Source organism: Micromonospora lacuserhaii (genome assembly GCF_036902735.1).
Lineage (GTDB): Bacteria > Actinomycetota > Actinomycetes > Mycobacteriales > Micromonosporaceae > Micromonospora.
On sequence record NZ_JBAKHO010000006.1, the window covers coordinates 117,215 to 136,011 of the forward strand.

The following is an 18,797-nucleotide window of genomic DNA, read 5'->3' on the forward strand; positions in this document are numbered from 1 at the left end:
CCCTTCCCCCGCTACGACCCTGCCCGGCCGCTGTTGCCGTGCCGTTGCCCGGCCGTGACAGCGCCGGAACCGCAGCTCCGGCTCAGGTGACGTTGGTCACCGGCGGGGCGCCGACCAGGTCCAGCCGGTCGCCGAGGATCACCGCGCTGGCCCGGACGAGCTGAGCCAGCCGGTCCACCTCGGTGGAGTGGAAGGCGGCGGCGGTGAGCGGCTCGGTGTGCTCCCGGGCCACCACCAGCACCAGCCCGGCCCGGCCGAACGGGGCGACGGCGTAGTGCGAGCCGTCCGCGCCGGTCAGCGCCCGGGCCCGCAGTGGGGTCACCTCGGGCAGCAGGGGCGGCTCGGGCACCCGCCAGCTGGCGTGGCCGATCACCGGCGTCCCGCCACCGCTGCGGGAGGCCCAGTCCAGCGGGACCACCGCGGCGACCGCCCAGTCGGCGGCGACCAGCCCCGGTACGGCGTCGACCAGGGTGGCCACCCCGTCGGTCGGGTTCGCCGCGATCTGGGCCAGCAGCTCGGCGTCCTGGCCGGTGGTGGTCGGGGCGCCGATCGCCCGCCACACGCCGTCGACGCGTACGCCGGGGATGGCGGCGAGGCCAGCCATCAGCCGCTCCACCCGGGCGGCGCCCGGCCAGACCACCGTGAAGTCGTCCACGGCCCGCCCGCCGAGCCGTTCCAGGACCACCACCTGCACGATGTCGGCACCGGAGACGCCGAGTGTCCGGGCCACCTGGCCGAGCGTCCCGGGTCGGTCCGGCAGGGTCACCCGAACTCTCAGCAACATGTCTGTCCTCCGCTCGGCGGGCCGGCCGTCGCGGCCGGCAGGCTGGGCACCAGCCTGCCGGTTGACCATTTCGCCCCTGTTGCAGCGGCATGTCCCGCCCGGAAAATCCGACCTTGACAAGAAAGCTGAGCTGCCATCAACTATTCGGATGACCGAACCGGCCGTCGACGCGTCCCAGGCCGCCGCGGCCCCGACCGGCCCGGCCACCACCCGGTCGCCGAAGGGCCTCGACCTCGACCGGCTCGCCGCCCACCTGGCCGTGCACCGGCCGGAGCTGGCCGGCGCCCCGCTGACGGCCACGCTGATCGCCGGCGGCAAGTCGAACCTGACCTACCTGGTGCGGGCGGGCGAGCAGGAGCTGGTGCTGCGCCGGCCGCCGCTGGGGCACGTGCTGGCCACCGCGCACGACATGGCCCGCGAGTTCCGGGTGATCTCCGCGCTCGCCCCCACCGCGGTGCCGGTCCCGGCGGCGCTGCTGCTGTGCGACGACCCCGAGGTGATCGGGGCGCCGTTCTACCTGATGGAGCGGGTCCGCGGCGAGGTGTTCCGCAGCCGCGCGCAGACCGACCCGCTCGGCGCCGACCGGCGGCGGGAGCTGGCGTACGCGATGATGGACACCCTCGCCGCGCTGCACGCCGTCGAGCCCGCCGAAGTGGGGCTGGCCGACTTCGGCCGCCCCGAGGGCTACCTCGGCCGCCAGGTGCGCCGCTGGGCCGGTCAGCTCGACCGGTCCCGCAGCCGTGACCTGCCCGACATCGACGAGCTGCGCGACCTGCTCGCCGCCTCGGTACCCGAGGGCACCAACGCCGGGCGGATCGTGCACGGGGACTACCGGCTGGACAACCTCCTCACCACCGTCGACCCGGTCTCGGTGCGGGCGGTGCTCGACTGGGAGATGGCCACCCTCGGCGACCCGCTGGCCGACCTTGGCCTGCTGCTGACGTACTGGGACGTGCTCGGCGACAGCGAGCTGGCCGAGGGCAACCCGGTGGCCGACGGGATCGGCCCGCGCGCCGGGTTCCCCACCGGCGCCGAGCTGATCGACCGGTACACCGGCCGCAGCGACGTCGACGTCGGGCCGCTGCACTGGCACATCGCGCTCGGCTGTTTCAAGCTCGCGGTGATCTGCGAGGGCATCCACTACCGGCACACCCTCGGCCAGACCCTCGGCGCCGGCTTCGACCGAATCGGCGACATGGTGGCGCCGCTGACCCACCAGGGCCTCCACACCCTCCGCAACCCCTGACACCCCCCACCCCCGTGAGCGCTCTTGCACGGGAAAGAGTGGCCATTCGCGTGAATGGCCACTCTTTCCGTGAGGGTGCGTGGATCTTGGGGGGTCAGGCGGAGGTGCGGTGGATCAGTTTGGTGTCCAGGAGGATGTGGGGGGTGGGGATCTCGTCGCCGCGGATCCGGGCCACCAGCAGCCGGGCCATCTGCCGGCCCATCTCCTCCACCGGCTGGAAGACCGTGGTGAGCGGCGGGTCGGACTGCTGGGCGATCGGCGCGTCGTCGAAGCCGATCACCGCGACGTCCTCGGGGACCCGACGGCCCGCCTCGCGCAGCGTCCGCAGCGCGCCGAAGGCCATCAGGTCCGAGGCGACGAAGACGGCGTCCAGGTCGGGGCAGGCCTCCAGCAGCTGGCGCATCCCGGCGGCGCCGCTGCCCTCACTGAAGTCGCCGTACGCGATCATCCGCGGGTCGGCGCCCGCGCCATTGGCCTGGACGGCCTGCCGGTAGCCGGTGAGCCGGTCCACCCCGGCGCCCATGTCCTGCGGGCCGGCGATGTGCGCGATCCGCCGCCTCCCCTTGCCGGCCAGGTACTCCACGGCCTGCCGGGCCCCGCCGATGTTGTCCACGTCGACGAACCAGGACGGCTGGGCGCCGGGTTGCAGCATCCGGGCCGGCCGGCCACCGAGCACCGTCGGCAGGTCGCGCTCCTCCAGCAGGGTGGGCAGCGGGTCGGAGTCGTGCAGCGACAGCAGCAGCACCCCGTCGACGTGCTGGTTGGTCAGGTGGTGCTCGACCCGTTCCCGCTCGATCGGCGACTGCACCATGGCGAGCCAGAGCTGCAACGGCGTCTCCAGCAGGCCGGAGGAGACGCCGCGGACGATGCCGGCGAAGAACGGCTCGGTGAAGACCCGCTCCCCGGACTCGGAGACCACCAGGGCGACCGAGTCGGTCCGCTGGGTGACCAGCGCCCGGGCCGCCCGGTTCGGGACGTACCCCAGCTCGGCGATGGCCTGCTGGACCGCGGCCCGGGCCTCCGGACTGACCTGGGGCGACCCGTTCACCACCCGGGACACCGTGCCGCGCCCGACGCCCGCCCGGGCGGCGACCGCGTCGAGGGTCGGGCGCCCGAGCGACCGGGTGCGCTGCGTTGTCATCGTCTGCTCCTCCGACATCGGGCGGACCCGCCGCTACCCCGGGGACGGGGTGGCGGCCGGGGCCGCCCGGAAGATGGCTGGCCTTCGCCTATTGTGCGGCCAGACCGTTGCGTCGGATCACCTCGGCGTACCACCTGGCACTGGACTTGGGGATACGGGCCTGGGTGTCGTAGTCGACCCGGACCATCCCGAAACGCTTGGTGTAACCCCAGGCCCATTCGAAATTATCCATCAGCGACCAGGCGAAGTAGCCCCGCAGGGGCACCCCGGCGGTGATCGCCTCGTGCGCGGCACGCAGGTGGGCGTCGAAGTAGCCGAGCCGATCGACGTCGTCGACCTGCCCGTCCACCACCGTGTCGACGAACGCCGAACCGTTCTCGGTGACGTACAACGGCAGGTCGGTGTACTCCTCGTGCACCCGGCGCAGCGTCTCCACCAGGCCGGGGGCGTCGATCTCCCAGTCCATGTCGGTGACCGGCACGCCCCGGGTGACGAACCGGACGTCCTCGCTGCCCGGCCAGCACGACGGTGCCCGCCAGTACTTCTCCGGCTCGGCCCCCTCGACGGGCGCGGCGACCACGTGCCGGCTGTAGTAGTTCACCCCCACCACGTCCAGCGGGTTGGAGATGGTGGCCAGGTCACCGTCGTGGACGTGCCCGAAGTCGGTCACCTCGCGCAGGTCGGCGACGAGGTCGGCCGGGTACGACCCGCGCAGCACCGGGTCGAGGAAGAACCGGTTGGCCAGCCCGTCGATCCGCCGGGCGGCGTCGACGTCGGCCGGCGCGTCGGTGGCCGGGGTGACCGGGTAGAGGTTGACGGTGATGCCGAGCTGCGCCTGCGGCCGGGACGCCCGGAGCGCCTGCACGGCAAGCCCGTGCCCGAGCATCAGGTGGTGCCCCGCCCGGACGGCGTCGGCCCCGTCGGAGCGGCCGGGGGCGTGCACGCCGGAGCCGTAGCCGAGGAAGGCCGAGCACCAGGGCTCGTTCAGTGTCGTCCAGTACCGCACCCGGTCGCCGAGGGCGTCCCCGACGAGCTGGGCGTAGTCGGCGAACCGGGCGGCGGTGTCCCGGGCCGGCCAGCCGCCGGCGTCCTCCAGCGGCTGGGGCAGGTCCCAGTGGTAGAGCGTCAGCCACGGCTCGATCCCGTGCCCGAGCAGCTCGTCGACGAGCCGCCGGTAGAAGTCCAGGCCCTGCTGGTTCGCGGCGCCGGAGCCGCCGGGCTGCACCCGGGGCCAGGAGACCGAGAACCGGTACGACTTCAGGCCCAGCTCGGCCATCAGCCGGACGTCGTCTGGCATCCGGTGGTAGTGGTCGCAGGCCACGTCGCCGGTGTGCCCGGCGACCACCCGCCCCTCGGTGTGACTGAACGTGTCCCAGATCGACGGGGTACGGCCGCCCTCGGTGGCCGCCCCCTCGATCTGGTACGCGGCGGTCGCCGCGCCCCACAGGAAGCCGGGCGGGAAGACAAGTTCCGGCCCCTGGTCGAGTACGCCGACCGCGGGCCGGTGTGCTGGGTTGCTCACGACTTGACGGCACCTTCCATGATCCCGCCAATGATCTGGCGGCCGAACAGGACGAACACGACGAACAACGGAAGGGTCGCGATCAGCGTACCCGCGAAGATCTGAGAATTGTCCGCGAAGTATGCGGTGTTGAGGCTGCGCAAAGAGATCTGCACGGTCGGATTGGCCGGATCCGCCAGCACCACGAAGGGCCAGAAGAACTGGTTCCACTGCTCCATGAACGTGAGCAGGCCGAGCACCGCCGCGGCGGGCCGCAGCGCCGGCACCACCACGTGCCAGTAGACCCGCCAGGTGGAGCAGCCGTCGACCCGGGCCGCCTCGATCAGCTCGTTCGGCACCGCCTGCTCGGCGTACTGGCGCATCATGAAGATCCCGAAGCCGCCGATGAGGAACGGCACGGTCACCGACGGCATGGTGTTCAGCCATTCCAGCTTGGCCATGAGGATGTACAGCGGGAGCACGCCGAGCTGAATGGGAATCATCATCGAGGCGAGGATGATCAGCAGCAGCGCGTTCTTGCCGCGGAAGCGTAGCTTCGCGAAGGCGAATCCGGCGAGTGAGCCGAAGAAGACCGTCGCCACCGTGATCGTGCCGGAGACCAGGAACGAGTTCAACAGGCCCTTGACGATGTTGGCGTCACCGTTGGCGAGGACCCGCTGGATGTTCTCGCCCAGCTTTCCCCCGGGCAGGAAGGGCGGCGGCCAGGAGTTCGCCGCGTCGCTCGTCCGCGAGGCGATGACGATCATCCAATAGAAGGGGAAGAGCGAGAGGATCACGCCGAGGACGAGCCCGAACCAGGTGAGCGGGCTGGCCGTCCAGAGCTTCTCCGCCTGGTGACGGAGACCGGGGCGACCGGCCGGCGGCCGGACCGCCGGTGGTCGCAGAGTCGTACTGGTCATTGGTGCGCCACCCTCACTTGTCCGAGCTGATTCGGCGGGCCAGCAGGTAGTTGATGAACGAGACGGACGCGATCAGCAGGAACAGCACCAGCGCGACGGCGCCCGCGTACCCCCAGCGGAACCGCTGGTTCATCACGTCCAGCAGGTACATGGTGATGGTCTGGAACTGCCCCTCCGTGCCGCCGGAGAGCGCACCCGCGCCGCTGGTGAACATCAGCGGCTCGGTGAAGAGCTGGAGGCCGCCGATGGTCGAGATGATGAGCGTGAAGATGATGGTGGGACGCAGCTGGGGAATGGTGATCGACCAGAACTGCCGGCGCCGGGAGGCACCGTCGAGGGAGGCCGCCTCGTACATGTCCTTGCTGATCGACTGCATCGCGGCGAGGTAGATCAGGGCGTTGTAGCCGACCCACCGCCAGTCGACCATCGTGGAGATGGCGAACCAGGACGCGAAGCGGTTGGCCCGCCAGTCGATCGGGTCGACGCCGACCAGATCGAGCAGCCAGTTCACCAGGCCGAACTCCCGGGCGTAGATCATCGAGAAGATCAGCGCCACCACCGCGGTGGAGGTGATGATCGGCATCGCGATGGCGAGCCGGAAGAACATCTGGCCCCGGATGCGCCGGTTCAGCGCGTTGGCCAGCATCAGGGCGAGCAGCAGCTGCGGCACGGTGGAGAGAACGAACATCCCGAGGGTGTTGACCACCGCGTTCCAGAACTGCGGGTCGTTCGTCAGCAGTTCGACGAAGTTGTCCAGGCCGACGAAGCTGATCGAGGCGTTGAGCGGTGACCGGTCGGTCATCGCGATCCAGAACGTGTAGATGATCGGGTAGACCCCGAAGATTCCGAAGAGCACGAAGAACGGCAGGACGAACAGGTACGGCGTGAGCCGGAGGTCCAGCCGGTTCAGCAGCCTGGAGCGCGGGGCCACGTGGCGCGGCGCGGGCGGCGTCCGGCGTACCTCGGGGCCCGGCGGGACGGTGGTTTCCAGAGAGCTCATGAGCGGTCCTTCACAGTCGGCGGCGCCGCCATGGGCACCGCGGCAGGGCGGTCCGACGCGGGTTCACGGGTGGTGCCGGACCTCGGCACCACCCGTGAGCGCGACCTGCGCCGGTTACTTGCCGGCTGCCTCGCCGTTCTTCACCGCGTCCTGCCAGGCGGCGTCGGCGGCCTTGCCCTGCTCGACGCTGCGCAGCGCGTTCTCGACCGCGTCCCGGACCGCCTGGTTCTTCGGGCCGAAGTAGACCGGCTTCAGCTCGCTCGCCCCGGCGGCGAAGATCTTGCCGACCGGCGCCTTGCTGAAGTAGTCGTTGGTGGCCTCGGCGACCGCCGGGTCGCTGAGCGCCTGCGGCGACGACGGCAGGTTGCCGACCTTCTTGAACGCCTCGGTCTGCGACTTGGCGGTGGTCAGGAACTTGGCCAGCTCGGCGGCCTCCTTGGCGTGCTTGCTGGACTTCGGCACCGCCAGGAAGGAGCCACCCCAGTTGCCACCGGCGCCGGGCGCCTTGGCGATGTCCCACTTGCCGGCGGCCGAGTCACCCGCCTGCCCCTTGATCACGCCGGTCATCCAGGCCGGGCAGGCGATGGTGGCGAAGGTGCCGTTCTTGAAACCGGCGTTCCACTCGTTGGAGAAGCTCTTGAGGTTGTTCGACAGACCCCCGCTGACCATCTTGGTGGTCAGGTCGAACGCGGCCTTCACGTCCGGGTTCTTGTCGATGACCAGCTGGTTGCTCTTGTCGAAGTAGGTGTAACCGCTGCCGGCGCCGGCCGTCTGCATCAGCACCACGTTGTAGAAGTTGGTGGCCGAGTCGACGAACTTGTGCTTCTTGTCGGCGGCGGCGAACTTCTGCCCCTGGGCGATGAAGTCGTTCCAGGTCGGCCAGAGCGCGCCGACCTGCTCCCGGTCGGTCGGCAGGCCGGCGGCCTTGAACAGGTCGGTGCGGTAGCAGACGGCCATCGACCCGATGTCGGTGCCGAGGCCGAGGACCTTGCCGTCCGGCGTGATCCCCTGCTCCCACTTCCAGGGCAGGAAGTTGCCCTTGAGGTCGTTCGCACCGTGGTCGGCGAGGTTCACGAACTTGTCGGCCTGCGCGTAGAACTGCACGATCGTGCCCTCTTCGAGAGCGACGACGTCACCGGCGCCCGCGCCGGCGGTGATCTGCTGGGTCAACCGGGTGTTGTAGTCGCCCAGACCCAGGCCCTTGCCGCGCTCCTGGATCTTGACGTTCGGGTGCTCCTGCTCGTACTGGTTGTAGAGCTCCTCGTACCCGAAGCCCTGGTCGCCGAAGACGTCGACGACCAGGGTGACGTTGCCGTCGCCCGCTTCCGACGACGAGTCGTCGCCGCAGGCGGTCGCCGTGGCGAGCACGGCGACGGATGCGAGCGCGATCGCCGCGAAGCGGCGACGTGAGGTGACGCTCATCCTGACCCCTCTTTCGATGGTGAGGCTGGGTGGGTGTGGTGGGGGGTGCTGTCACGTTCCCGGGCCGGATCGGCGTCGGCTGCCGGTCGGCCGGAGGCGACGCGGGTGATCCACGCCACGTCCTTGGGAACGCTCCCATGAGATTGCCGCGAGGTATCAGAGGTGTCAATAGACCTATGGGAGCGATCCCAGATCGTTACCGCCGACGCGTTTGCCGGACGCCCGGTCGGGATGCCGCAGCACCGGCGCGGCGGGCGGATCCGCCGCGCCACGCCACCCCCGCACCCCCAACGCATAGGCTGCCGACATGATCTGCCGAGCCTGCCGGGAACGACGGCACGCCGACTGCCCCGGCCGGAAGTGGTGCGACTGCCAGCACCGTGCCCCCGAGCCCACCCCTCCGGTCACCGGCCCGGCCGGCGAATGAACGCCCCGACGCCGATCTCCCGGGTCTGGCCGACGCCAGCCGCCGGGCCGCTCGACGATGCGGAGCTGACCGCCCTCTACGCGCGGGCCGACCGCCCGCACCTGCGGGTCAACTTCGTCTCCAGCGTGGACGGGGCGGTGACCCTGGACGGCTACTCCGCCGGGCTCTCCGGCGAGCCCGACAAGCGGATCTTCGGGCTGCTCCGGATGCTCTGCGACGGGCTGCTGGTGGCCGCCGGCACGCTGCGACACGAGGGCTACCGCGCGGTCCGGCTCAGCGAGCCGCGCCGGGCCTGGCGACGCGAGCGGGGGCTGGCCGAGTACCCGACCCTGGCGGTGGTCTCCGGCTCACTGGACCTGGACCCGGCCCAGGGGGCCTTCGCCGACGCGCCGGTGCGGCCGATCGTACTCACCACCGACGCCGCCACCCCGCCACCGGGGCTGACCGACGTGGCCGACCTGGTCCGCTGCGGTCCGGAGACCGTCGACCTCGCCGAGGGCCTGGCCGAGCTGCGCCGGCGCGGACTGGACCAGGTGCTCTGCGAGGGGGGCCCGCACCTCTTCGGCGCGCTCACCGCGGCCGACCTGGTCGACGAGCTCTGCCTGACCGTCGCCCCGCTGCTCGCCGGCGCCGGCCCGGGCCGGATCACCGCGGGTGACCCGAGCGCCCCGCGGGAGCTGCCACTGCGGCACGTGCTCGCCGCCGACGACGGGGTGCTGATGCTGCGGTACGCCCGGCACGACGCGGCGGCCTCCGCGGGGGCCGCGCCCGCCGGCTGACCGGCCGGCCTCGGGTACGCGGACCGTCCACCCCGGGCACGGCGACGGGCGCGGGTACGCCGGTCGGCGTACCCGCGCCCGTGACGCGAGCCGTGCTCCGCGAGCCGGCGGAGGAGGAAGCCGCCGGCCCGCGGATCAGTGGATCAGTTGACGCTCACGGCCGACCAGGCGGCGGCGACCGTGTTGTACTCGGTGCTGCCGGCGCCGTACAGGTCCTTGGCGGCCGACAGGGTCGCGGTGCGCGCTCCGGCGTAGCTGGTCCGCGAGGTCATGTAGGTGGTCAGCGCCCGGTACCAGATGGCCCCGGCCTTGGCGTTGCCGATGCCGGCGACGGTGCTGCCGTTGCACGTCGGGCTGTTGCCGTACGACGAGGAGCCGCTGCCCACGGCGAGCAGGTAGAAGAAGTGGTTCGCCGGCCCGGAGGAGTAGTGCACGTCCAGGCGCCCGACCGAGCTGCTCCAGCAGTCCGCGGACCTGCCGTCCTTGGAGGGCTTGTCCATGTACCGCAGCGGCACGCCGTTGGTCTTGACCTCGATGCCGATCAGGTAGTCGCCCGGGTCCTTGGCGTTGTTGGCGGAGAACTCCACCAGGGTGCCGAAGATGTCGCTGGTGGCCTCGTTGAGACCGCCGGACTCACCGCTGTAGCGCAGGCCGGCGGTGTTGGCGGTGACGCCGTGGCTCATCTCGTGCCCGGCGATGTCCAGCGAGGTCAGCGGCTCCCAGCCCTGGGAGAGGTCGCCGTCGCCGTACGTCATGCAGAAGCAGGAGTCGCTCCAGAACGCGTTGACGTAGTTGGTGCTGTAGTGCACCCGGCTGTACGCGGCCACGCCGTCGTTGCGGATGCCGTTGCGACCGTGGGTGTTCTTGAAGTAGTCCCAGGTCGTCGCGGCGCCGTAGGCGGCGTCGGCGGCGGTGGTCTGCCGGTTGCCCAGGGTGCCGTCGCCGAAGACGTTCGACGCGGAGGTGACCAGGGTGCCGGTGCCGGAGGTGCCACCGTTGAGGTCGTAGGTCTTGCTGCTGCCCCGGTTGGGGTCGTTGAGCTGGTAGGTGCCGCCGGAGAGCACGCTGCCGACGGAGACCGAACCGGAGTGGTAGGTGTTGCCGGTGCCCTCGCGGACCACGCCCTCCCACGAGTCGCGCACCTTGCCGGTGGTGGCGTCCACCAGCACGTGCAGCTCGCTCGGGGTGCCGTCGGCGTAGGTGCCGCCCACGACGACCTCGTACGCCAGGGTGGTGGACGCGTTGTCGGCGTCGAAGACCAGCTGGGTGCCGGAGACGGTACGCCCGGCGGCGGTCGACGCGCCCAGCGCGACCCGGCCGGCGGCGGCCTTGCTGACCTTCGCCTTCGGGGTGCGCTGCGGGGCGGCGGCGAGGCTCTGGCTGGCGCCGCGCCACGAGTTGCCCTTGCCCAGGTGCACCACGACGTCGCCGCCGAGCACCGGCAGGCCGTCGGAGTAGCGGTTGAGCCGGACGTGCTCCGTGCCGTCGGCGTCGGTGGCGACGTTCCGGAGGGTGAACGACTGGCCGTCGGCGGCCAGCCCGGCGCCCGAGTGCGCCTTGAGCTGGGCGACCGCCCGGGTGAACGCGTCACCGGAGACGCCGGGCGCGGCGGCGGCCGCGGTCGGCACGGTGGCGGCCGTGGCCAGCAGAGCGGCCGTGGCGAGGCCGCTCAGGAGGGTGGTACGACGCATGAAGATCTCGCCTTCACTAGGTCTGCCGGTCGGGGGGGTACCGACCGACGTGATCCGTCGTTGATGCACGACGGATCGGTCGAGGTCCCGCAGGTCACGGGCCACGACAGGGCACCCGGGGATCGACGGAGGAAAGATCCTCGAGATGCTTGTTGCATATTTAAGACCCTGGTGTCCCTTGTCTGTCACGACTTCTGAGCAAGATTTTTTCCACGACTTTTCGCACCCTGTTCACCACGAGATGTCATCCGCCCAGTTCAATGCGGCTCCGAGGAGCCCGCCGAACCAGCCGGACCGCGCCGGAAGTACGGATTTCGTGGTGGCGGCGGGCGACCCGGGGCGGCCGGGAGGCCACACCGGTGCACCGATGACCGGCTGCGCGGCATGGTGGCGAGCCGAACACCCGGTGACCGCGGACGGGTCCGGGGAGGGCGACGCTGCGTGCCCCGCCGGTGACGCTCCGGCGGACGCCCTGTCGCCCGGCGTGGCGTCCGCCGCGTCGCGTGGCAACCTGTCGTACTCCTCGGGCAGGATGCACCACGTGTGCCGTGACCGGAACGACCAGCTGACCGGAGCCCGCCGATGACCGACGACCTGCGCGAGGGCCCCGGCCAGCCGGTGGGCCGGGTGCTCGGCACCGCCGACGCCACCCCGCTGCAGTTCTGGACGGCCGTCTCCCCGGACAGCTACCTCCAGCTCGACGACGTGGTGGTGACCCGCCGCGAGCTGCCCGACCGGGAACCGGTGACGATCGCCGGGGTGGTCACCCAGGTCCGGGCCCGGCACGAGGGCGCCCAGTTCGACTCGGACGTCTTCGCCATCGCCGACGGCACCCTCCCGGCCCAGGTGCAGGAGGCCGCCGAGATCACCACCACCCGGGTCGACCCGGAGTTCTACGTCCCCCCCTCGCCGGGCGCGGCGGTCTACCGGGCCGAAGGCGACGCCCGGGCCCGGGCGCTGCACTTCGACCGGATGGAGCGGCGGATCCCGATGGGGATGGGACGCGACGGGGTGCCGGTCTACCTCAACGCCGACTTCCTCGACGGCAGCCGGGGCGCGCACGTCTCCATTTCCGGCATCTCGGGGGTGGCCACCAAGACCAGCTTCGCCACCTTCCTGCTCTACTCGGTCTTCCGCTCCGGCGTGCTCGGCGGCGACGCGGTCAACGCCAAGGCGCTGATCTTCAACGTCAAGGGCGAGGACCTGCTCTTCCTCGACCACCCCAACGCCCGGCTCGACGACCCGACCCGGGCCGCGTACGCGAAGCTCGGCCTGGACGCCGGGGCCTTCCCGGACGTGCGGGTCTACGCCCCGCCCCGGGTCGGCGACTCGTCCGGCACCCCCGACGTGAGCAGCCGGCTCACCGGCGTCGACAGCTTCTACTGGACGCTGAGCGAGTTCTGCGCCGACCGCCTGCTGCCCTACGTCTTCGCCGACGCCGACGACGAGCGCCAGCAGTACACGATGGTGGTCCACTCGGTCGCCGCCCACCTGGCCCGCTACGCCCAGCCCGCCGACGGCGGGGTCAGCATCGACGGGGTCCGGCTCGGGTCGTACGGCGACCTGGTCGACCACATCGTCGAGCAGCTCAACGACGACGAGACCCGCAGCGACTGGGCGGGCAGCGCGGTCGGCCTGGGCACGGTCAACGCGTTCGCCCGCCGGCTGATCGGCAGCAAGAAGGACCTCGGCCGGCTGATCCGGGGCGACCTGGCCACCCGCCGCCCGCACTCGATCAACACGGCGGAGAGCGCCCAGGTCACCGTCGTCGACCTGCACAACCTGCCGGACCGCGCGCAGCGGTTCGTGGTCGGCGTGACCCTCAAGAGCGAGTTCGAGCGCAAGGAGAAGTCCGGCACCGCGAAGCCGCTGCTCTTCGTCGTCCTCGACGAGCTCAACAAATACGCACCGCGCGAGGGCTCCTCCCCGATCAAGGAGGTGCTGCTGGACATCGCCGAGCGGGGCCGCTCGCTCGGGGTGATTCTGATCGGCGCCCAGCAGACCGCCAGCGAGGTCGAGCGGCGGATCGTCACCAACTCGGCGATCCGGGTGGTCGGCCGGCTCGACCCGGCCGAGGCGTCCCGCCCGGAGTACGGCTTCCTCCCGCCGGCCCAACGGCAGCGGGCGCTGCTGGCCAAGCCGGGCACCATGTTCGTCAACCAGCCGGACATCCCCGTCCCGCTCTGCCTGGAGTTTCCCTTCCCCGCCTGGGCGACCCGGGTCTCCGAGGCGGGGCGTCCGCCCTCGCAGACCCTGCGCTCGATCACCCAGTCCGCCGACCCGTTCGCGGTGGTCGGCTCCGGCTCCGGCGACGACGACATCCCGTTCTAGAGGGGGCTCCCCACCCGTGAAGATCCTGCACACCTCCGACTGGCACGTCGGCAAGGTGCTCAAGGGGCAGCCCCGCCTCGACGAGCACAAGCAGGTGCTCGCCGGCGTCATCGAGATCGCCGCCGCCGAGCGTCCCGACCTGGTCATCGTCGCCGGCGACCTCTACGACACCGCCGCGCCGACCGCCGAGGCGACCCGGCTGGTCACCCGGGCGCTGACCGCGCTGCGCCGCACCGGCGCGGATGTGGTGGCGATCGGCGGCAACCACGACAACGGTCAGGCCCTCGACGCGCTGCGGCCCTGGGCCGACGCCGCGGGCATCACCCTGCGCGGCGGCGTCCGGGACAATCCGGCCGAGCACGTCATCGACGGCGTCACCCGCGACGGCGAGCGCTGGCAGCTCGCCGCGCTGCCCTTCCTCTCCCAGCGGTTCGCGGTCCGCGCGGTGGAGATGTACGAGCTGACCGCCGCCGAGGCGACCCAGACGTACGCCGACCACCTCGGCCGGGTCCTCGCCCGGCTCACCGAGGGCTTCACCGAGCCCGACCGGGTGCACCTGGTCACCGCGCACGTCACCGTGGTCGGGGCGAGCACCGGCGGCGGCGAGCGGGACGCGCACACCGTGCTCGGCTACGCGGTCCCGGCGACGGTCTTCCCGGGCACCGCCCACTACGTGGCGCTCGGCCACCTGCACCGTGCCCAGCGGGTGATCGGCCCCTGCCCGGTCCGCTACAGCGGGAGCCCGCTCGCGGTCGACTTCGGCGAGCAGGAGAACGTCCCCTCGGTCACCCTGGTCGAGGTCACCGCCCGGACGGCCGCCCAGATCCGCGAGGTGCCGGTGCCGGCGGCGGTGCCGCTGCGCACCGTCCGCGGCACCCTCGCCCAGCTCGCCGAGATCACCCCGCCGGAGGGCTGGCTGCGGGTGTTCGTCCGCGAGCAGCCCCGGGCCGGCCTGCGCGAGGAGGTGCAGGAGCTGCTCCCCCGCGCGCTGGAGATCCGGATCGACCCGGAGCTGGTTCCCACCCCCGGCAGCGGCACCCGGACGGCCCAGCGCGCCGGGCGTTCCCCCCGCGAACTCTTCGCCGACTACCTGGACAGCAAGGGCCACGACGACGACGGGGTGCGGGAGCTCTTCGACGAGCTCCTCGAGGAGGTCGATCGCTGATGCGCCCGATGCGGCTGGACATGGCGGGCTTCACCGTCTTCCGCGACGAGACCACCGTCGACTTCACCGACGCGGACTTCTTCGTCCTGGTCGGCCCGACCGGCTCGGGCAAGTCCACGGTGCTGGACGCGATCTGCTTCGCGCTCTACGGCACGGTCCCCCGCTGGGGCGGCACCCGCGGCCTGGCCAACGCGCTGGCGCCGTCGGCCACCGAGGCCCGCGTCCGGCTGGTCTTCGAGTCGGCCGGGTCCCGTTACGTGGCCACCCGGGTGGTCCGGCGTGACGGTCGGGGCGCCGTCAAGACGGCCAACGCCGGGCTCCAGCTCATGCCGGCCGGCTTCGACGTGACCAAGTTGGACACCGGGCTGAGCCCGGAGGATCTCGGCGAGGTGGTCGCCGGCACCCCGGCCGAGATGGAGGCCGCGGTGCTGGAGGCGGTCGGGCTGCCGTACGAGCAGTTCACCTCCTGCGTGGTGCTGCCGCAGGGCCAGTTCGCCGACTTCCTGCACGCCAAGCCGGCCACCCGGCAGCAGATCCTGGTCAACCTGCTCGGCCTCGGGGTCTACGAGGGTGTGCAGAAGCGGGCCACCGAACGCGCCGGCCAGGCCGAGGCGAAGCTGGAGGCGGTCGACCGGATGCTCGGCGGGCTCGCCGACGTCGACGACGAGGCGGTGTCCGGGGCGCAGGCACAGGTCGACCGGATGCGCGAGCTGGGCGCGGCGGTCGCGGTGGCCGTACCGGAGCTGGAGCGGGCCCGGGCGACGGCGCGGGAGGCGACCGGGGCGCTGGCCGGTCTCGACGCCGAGCTGAAGGTGCTGGCCGCGGTGCGCGCCCCCGACGGGATCGCCGAGCTGGCCCGAGCGGTCACCGCCGCCCGGGCGGCGGTTGACGAGGCGGCCGCCGCGGTGGGGTTGGCCGAGGAGCGGGAGGAGAAGCTGCGCGGCGAGCTGGCCGCTGCCGGCGACGAGAGCGCGCTGCGCCTGCAGCTCAAGGCGTACGCCGACCGGGACCGGCTGACCGGCGAGGCGGACACCGTCCGGGCGGCGGTGACCGCGGCGCAGGCCGAGCACGACGCGGCGGCCGGGGCCCTGGCCACGGCAAGGGCGGCAGCCGAGCGGGCCGACGCGGAGCTGGAGGCGGCGTTCCGGGCGCACGAGGAGGCGAAGGCCACCGACCAGGCCGTGGCGCTGCGGGCGCACCTGGTCGACGGCGCGCCCTGCCCGGTCTGCGAACAGGTGGTGACCGGCGTGCCGGCGGTGCCGGCCGGGTCGGCCGTGCCCGCCGCCCTCGCCGCCGGGAAGGCCGCGCGGGCGGCCAGCGAGACGGCGAAGCGGACGGTGCAGGAACGCGACGCCGCCGCCCGCGACCTGGAGCGGGTGCTGTTGCGGGCCCGCGCCCAGCACGACCAGCTCCGGGCCCGACTGGCCGAGCTGGACGACCAGGTCGCCGACGCCGCCGCCCCGGCCGCGCTGCGGGCGGCGCTGGACGAGCACGCCCGGCTGCGCCGGGTGCTGGAGGAGGCGGCGACCGCGGTACGCGCCGGACGGGACGCCGCGCGGCGGGCCCGGGGCGCGCTGGACGCCGCCGAGGAGCGGCTGCGCCGGGCGTGGCGGGACTTCGACACGGCCCGGGACCGGCTCGCCCGGTTCGGACCGCCCGCGATCGATCGCGACGACGTGGCCGCCGCCTGGGCCACGCTGGCCGGCTGGGCCGGCGGCGAGGCCGACCGGCGGCGGGCCGACCGCGCCGGGCTGGTCGGCTCGGTCACCGCAGCCCAGGCGGCGGCGGGCGAGGTCGAGGAACGGATCGCCGCCCACTTCACCGCCGCCGGGCTGGGCGTCGCCGACGACGACCCGGGCCGGGCCGCCGCGGTGGCGGCGGAACGCGCCGAGGCCGAGCTGCGCCGGCTGGTCGAGCGGCGCGAGCAGGCCGCCGAGCTGCGCGGTCAGCGGGCCGGCCACGAGCGGGAGTCCCGGGTGGCCCGGGCGCTGGCCGGGCACCTGCGGGCCAACAACTTCGAGCGCTGGCTCCTGGCCGAGGCGCTGGACCTGCTGGTCGACGGCGCCTCCGGGATCCTGCGCGAACTCTCCCAGGGCCAGTACGACCTGGTCCACGACAAGGGCGAGTTCTTCGTGGTCGACCACCACGACGCGGGGCTGCGCCGGGGGGTGCGCACCCTCTCCGGCGGGGAGACCTTCCAGGCGTCGCTGGCCCTGGCGCTGGCCCTGTCCGAGCAGCTCGCCGGGATGTCCACCACCGCCGCCAGCCTGGAGTCGATCGTGCTGGACGAGGGCTTCGGCACCCTCGACGCGGCCACCCTGGACACGGTCGCCGCCACCCTGGAGAGCCTGGCCGCCCGGGGTGACCGGATGGTCGGCGTGGTGACCCACGTACCGGCGCTGGCCGAGCGGATCCCGGTCCGCTACGAGGTCCGCAAGGACGCCCGCACCGCCCGCGTCGAACGGACCGGCCTGTGAGCGCGAGGAGTGCGGCGGTCGGGCACGGACACTGCGCGGCGGGGGCGGCGTGACCGGGCCGCGGCTCTTCGTCGACGCCTGGGACCCGGCGTACGGCGCGTCGTTCGAGGCCTCCGTGGGCGGGCCGGCCGCGCCGAGCAGCGCCCAGGTCGAGGCCGACGTCGAGCTGCCGGCGGTGGACTGGCGGGCGATCGGGCCCCGGCCGGGGCTGCGCGCGCCCGACGTGGTGCTGCTCGTCGACGGGGTACGCCGGATCGACGCCAGCGTCTGGACGGCCGAGGACGACGGCGCCTCGTTCCCGGGCATCGCCGCCTCGTACGCGGCCGGGGTGGTCCGCTGCGACCTGGAGCGCGGCGCGGCAGAGCTGGCCGGGGCGCAGGTCGGCCGGGGGCTCTTCACCGCCAGCCCGTCCGCCGAGGAGGTGGTCTGCGGCCGGATCCGCTACCCGGTGCACCGGGTCGGCGGGACGGGCGAGCTGAGCAAGCTGCCGGCGGCGGTGCAGGGGCCGCTGACCGCGCTGGAGGTGGCCGTCTCCGACGCCGCCCGCGCCGACGACGACCTGCTGGTGGTCGACGGCCCGCTGCGCAGCCGGCGCCAGCTGCCGCGCACCCTCGGCTACATCAAGACCCAGCACAGCCAGTACCTGGACGCCCGGCTCACCGCCGTGGTCACCGGGCTCGCCCCGGGTGAGCGGTCCCCGGTGTTCCGGCTCGGCACCGCCTGGGGCGGCTGGTCGTGGTACCTGCGACTGCCGGTGGCGCCGGGAGCGCCGTGGGCCGGCATCGTCCGGCTGGAGTGCTCGGCGGAACTGCCGCCGGAGGAGGCGATCGGGCTGGCCGACCTGTCGCTGGTCACCCTGCCCCGGTTCGCCTCGTCGCCGTACAAGGACCCGCGGGCCCCGCAGAACCTGGTCCCGATCGCCGGGCTGGAACGGCGGCTGCGCGGGCTGCTCGGCGACGCCCGGCTGCTGCACCGGGCGCTGACCATGGCCACCCGTGCCGGCGGGGCGCGCCGCTGATGGGCCGCCGCCGTGGCGACGACCGGATCGTCGCGCCGGTCGACACCGGCCAGGCCGAGCTGGTGCCGGACGCCGACCGGCCCCGGTCCTGGACGCTGCTGCTCGACGGCGCGCCGCAGTCGCACGTGGACCTCGCCGACCCCACCCACCTGGAGTTCGAGTACGTCCGCCGGCTCGGCGCCGCGCTGGACCTGCTCGCCCCGGCCGGCGCGCCGCTGCGGGTGCTGCACCTCGGGGGCGGGGCGTTGACCCTGCCGCGCTACGTGCAGGCCACGCGGCCGGGCTCGACCCAGCGGGTGTCCGAGGTGGACGGTGCGCTGGTCGAGCTGGTCCGCCGCGAGCTGCCCTGGCCGGCCGACCCCCGGCTGAAGGTCCGGGTCGCCGACGCCCGGGCCACCCTGGCGTCCACCCGGGACGCCGCCTACGACGTGGTGGTCGCCGACGTCTTCGCGGGCGCCCGCACCCCCGCTCATCTGACCAGTGTGGAGTACGCCGCCGAGGTGACCCGGGTGCTGGCCCCGACGGGCTGGTACCTGGCCAACGTCGCCGACGGCCCACCGCTGCGGCACGCCCGCGCCCAGGTCGCCACCGTCCGCTCGGTACTGCCCCGGGCCTGCCTGGTCGGCGACGCGGGGGTGCTGCGCGGGCGGCGCTACGGCAACCTGGTGCTGATGGCGGGCCGGGCCGAGCCGCCGGTGCCGGAGCTGACCCGACGCGCGGCCGGGGACTGGTTCCCCGGTCGGGTGCTGGCCGGCGACGAGCTGGACCGGTTCGCCGGCGGCGCCCCGGTGGTCCACGATGCCGACGCCACCGACTCCACCCCACCGCCGCCGGGAATTTTCTCGGTCCGCCGTTGATCCGCTGAGGAGAGCCGTCCGTATCATCGGACGGCCCT

General features: G+C 73.1%; 14 protein-coding genes. 7 read left to right on the forward strand and 7 right to left on the reverse strand.

The genetic code is table 11. The annotated features are described in order from the left end of the window. Positions 1-82: 82 nt before the first annotated feature. Positions 83-784 (reverse strand): ACT domain-containing protein, encoded by a 702-nt coding sequence (locus V6U81_RS06340; protein ID WP_334485393.1) that lies wholly within the window; start codon positions 782-784, stop codon positions 83-85. A 148-nt stretch (positions 785-932) separates the two neighbouring features. Between V6U81_RS06340 and V6U81_RS06345 the strand changes: the two genes are divergently transcribed. Further along, complete coding sequence (locus tag V6U81_RS06345; protein ID WP_334485395.1) at positions 933-2,030, forward strand: phosphotransferase family protein; 1,098 nt, start codon at positions 933-935, stop codon at positions 2,028-2,030. Positions 2,031-2,124: 94 nt separating this feature from the next. On the opposite strand, the gene V6U81_RS06350 is transcribed toward V6U81_RS06345, so the two are convergent. From V6U81_RS06350 to V6U81_RS06370, 5 genes are all read right to left on the reverse strand, one after another. Continuing rightward, positions 2,125-3,171 carry a LacI family DNA-binding transcriptional regulator gene (locus V6U81_RS06350; protein ID WP_334485397.1) on the reverse strand — a complete coding sequence of 349 codons (1,047 nt, stop codon included), beginning with the start codon at positions 3,169-3,171 and terminating at the stop codon, positions 2,125-2,127. 88 nt (positions 3,172-3,259) lie between these two features. Then, positions 3,260-4,693, reverse strand: coding sequence for a GH1 family beta-glucosidase (locus V6U81_RS06355; RefSeq protein ID WP_334485398.1), 1,434 nt, complete (start codon positions 4,691-4,693; stop codon positions 3,260-3,262). Beyond that, positions 4,690-5,592 (reverse strand): carbohydrate ABC transporter permease, encoded by a 903-nt coding sequence (locus V6U81_RS06360; RefSeq protein ID WP_334485399.1) that lies wholly within the window; start codon positions 5,590-5,592, stop codon positions 4,690-4,692. Before V6U81_RS06360 ends, V6U81_RS06355 begins: the two co-directional genes overlap by 4 nt. Positions 5,593-5,605: 13 nt before the next feature. Then, positions 5,606-6,592 carry a carbohydrate ABC transporter permease gene (locus V6U81_RS06365; RefSeq protein ID WP_334485401.1) on the reverse strand — a complete coding sequence of 329 codons (987 nt, stop codon included), beginning with the start codon at positions 6,590-6,592 and terminating at the stop codon, positions 5,606-5,608. Positions 6,593-6,706: 114 nt separating this feature from the next. Continuing rightward, positions 6,707-8,014, reverse strand: coding sequence for an ABC transporter substrate-binding protein (locus V6U81_RS06370; RefSeq protein WP_334485403.1), 1,308 nt, complete (start codon positions 8,012-8,014; stop codon positions 6,707-6,709). Between the two features lie 423 nt (positions 8,015-8,437). Between V6U81_RS06370 and V6U81_RS06375 the strand changes: the two genes are divergently transcribed. Next, the gene (locus V6U81_RS06375) at positions 8,438-9,220 is read left to right on the forward strand and encodes a pyrimidine reductase family protein (RefSeq protein ID WP_334485405.1); all 783 of its coding nucleotides are present in this window, start codon (positions 8,438-8,440) and stop codon (positions 9,218-9,220) included. 143 nt (positions 9,221-9,363) lie between these two features. Here the strand turns inward: V6U81_RS06375 and V6U81_RS06380 are convergent, their stop codons facing one another. Then, positions 9,364-10,911 (reverse strand): M4 family metallopeptidase, encoded by a 1,548-nt coding sequence (locus V6U81_RS06380; protein WP_334485407.1) that lies wholly within the window; start codon positions 10,909-10,911, stop codon positions 9,364-9,366. Between the two features lie 582 nt (positions 10,912-11,493). On the opposite strand from V6U81_RS06380, the gene V6U81_RS06385 reads away from it, so the two are divergent. The 5 genes from V6U81_RS06385 to V6U81_RS06405 are packed head-to-tail and all read left to right on the forward strand — an operon-like array spanning position 11,494 to position 18,759. Beyond that, positions 11,494-13,242 (forward strand): ATP-binding protein, encoded by a 1,749-nt coding sequence (locus V6U81_RS06385; protein WP_334485408.1) that lies wholly within the window; start codon positions 11,494-11,496, stop codon positions 13,240-13,242. Positions 13,243-13,258: 16 nt separating this feature from the next. Next, positions 13,259-14,407 (forward strand): exonuclease SbcCD subunit D, encoded by a 1,149-nt coding sequence (locus V6U81_RS06390; RefSeq protein ID WP_334485410.1) that lies wholly within the window; start codon positions 13,259-13,261, stop codon positions 14,405-14,407. Next, positions 14,407-16,884 carry an AAA family ATPase gene (locus tag V6U81_RS06395; protein WP_334485412.1) on the forward strand — a complete coding sequence of 826 codons (2,478 nt, stop codon included), beginning with the start codon at positions 14,407-14,409 and terminating at the stop codon, positions 16,882-16,884. The genes V6U81_RS06390 and V6U81_RS06395 overlap by 1 nt, the downstream gene beginning before the upstream one ends. 49 nt (positions 16,885-16,933) lie before the next feature. Then, positions 16,934-17,902: a hypothetical protein gene (locus V6U81_RS06400; RefSeq protein WP_334485414.1), complete on the forward strand. Its 969-nt coding sequence runs from the start codon at positions 16,934-16,936 to the stop codon at positions 17,900-17,902. Then, positions 17,902-18,759: a spermidine synthase gene (locus tag V6U81_RS06405; protein ID WP_334485416.1), complete on the forward strand. Its 858-nt coding sequence runs from the start codon at positions 17,902-17,904 to the stop codon at positions 18,757-18,759. The genes V6U81_RS06400 and V6U81_RS06405 overlap by 1 nt, the downstream gene beginning before the upstream one ends. Positions 18,760-18,797 lie beyond the last annotated feature (38 nt).

What these genes read in the sequence shown, in the direction of transcription:
- V6U81_RS06370 (WP_334485403.1), bottom strand. Translation starts at nt 8,014, where the DNA reads ATGAGCGTCACCTCACGTCGCCGCTTCGCGGCGATCGCGCTCGCATCC.
- V6U81_RS06350 (WP_334485397.1), bottom strand. Translation starts at nt 3,171, where the DNA reads ATGACAACGCAGCGCACCCGGTCGCTCGGGCGCCCGACCCTCGACGCG.
- V6U81_RS06340 (WP_334485393.1), bottom strand. Translation starts at nt 784, where the DNA reads ATGTTGCTGAGAGTTCGGGTGACCCTGCCGGACCGACCCGGGACGCTC.
- V6U81_RS06365 (WP_334485401.1), bottom strand. Translation starts at nt 6,592, where the DNA reads ATGAGCTCTCTGGAAACCACCGTCCCGCCGGGCCCCGAGGTACGCCGG.
- V6U81_RS06375 (WP_334485405.1), top strand. Translation starts at nt 8,438, where the DNA reads ATGAACGCCCCGACGCCGATCTCCCGGGTCTGGCCGACGCCAGCCGCC.
- V6U81_RS06380 (WP_334485407.1), bottom strand. Translation starts at nt 10,911, where the DNA reads ATGCGTCGTACCACCCTCCTGAGCGGCCTCGCCACGGCCGCTCTGCTG.
- V6U81_RS06345 (WP_334485395.1), top strand. Translation starts at nt 933, where the DNA reads ATGACCGAACCGGCCGTCGACGCGTCCCAGGCCGCCGCGGCCCCGACC.
- V6U81_RS06385 (WP_334485408.1), top strand. Translation starts at nt 11,494, where the DNA reads ATGACCGACGACCTGCGCGAGGGCCCCGGCCAGCCGGTGGGCCGGGTG.
- V6U81_RS06360 (WP_334485399.1), bottom strand. Translation starts at nt 5,592, where the DNA reads ATGACCAGTACGACTCTGCGACCACCGGCGGTCCGGCCGCCGGCCGGT.
- V6U81_RS06405 (WP_334485416.1), top strand. Translation starts at nt 17,902, where the DNA reads ATGGGCCGCCGCCGTGGCGACGACCGGATCGTCGCGCCGGTCGACACC.
- V6U81_RS06395 (WP_334485412.1), top strand. Translation starts at nt 14,407, where the DNA reads ATGCGCCCGATGCGGCTGGACATGGCGGGCTTCACCGTCTTCCGCGAC.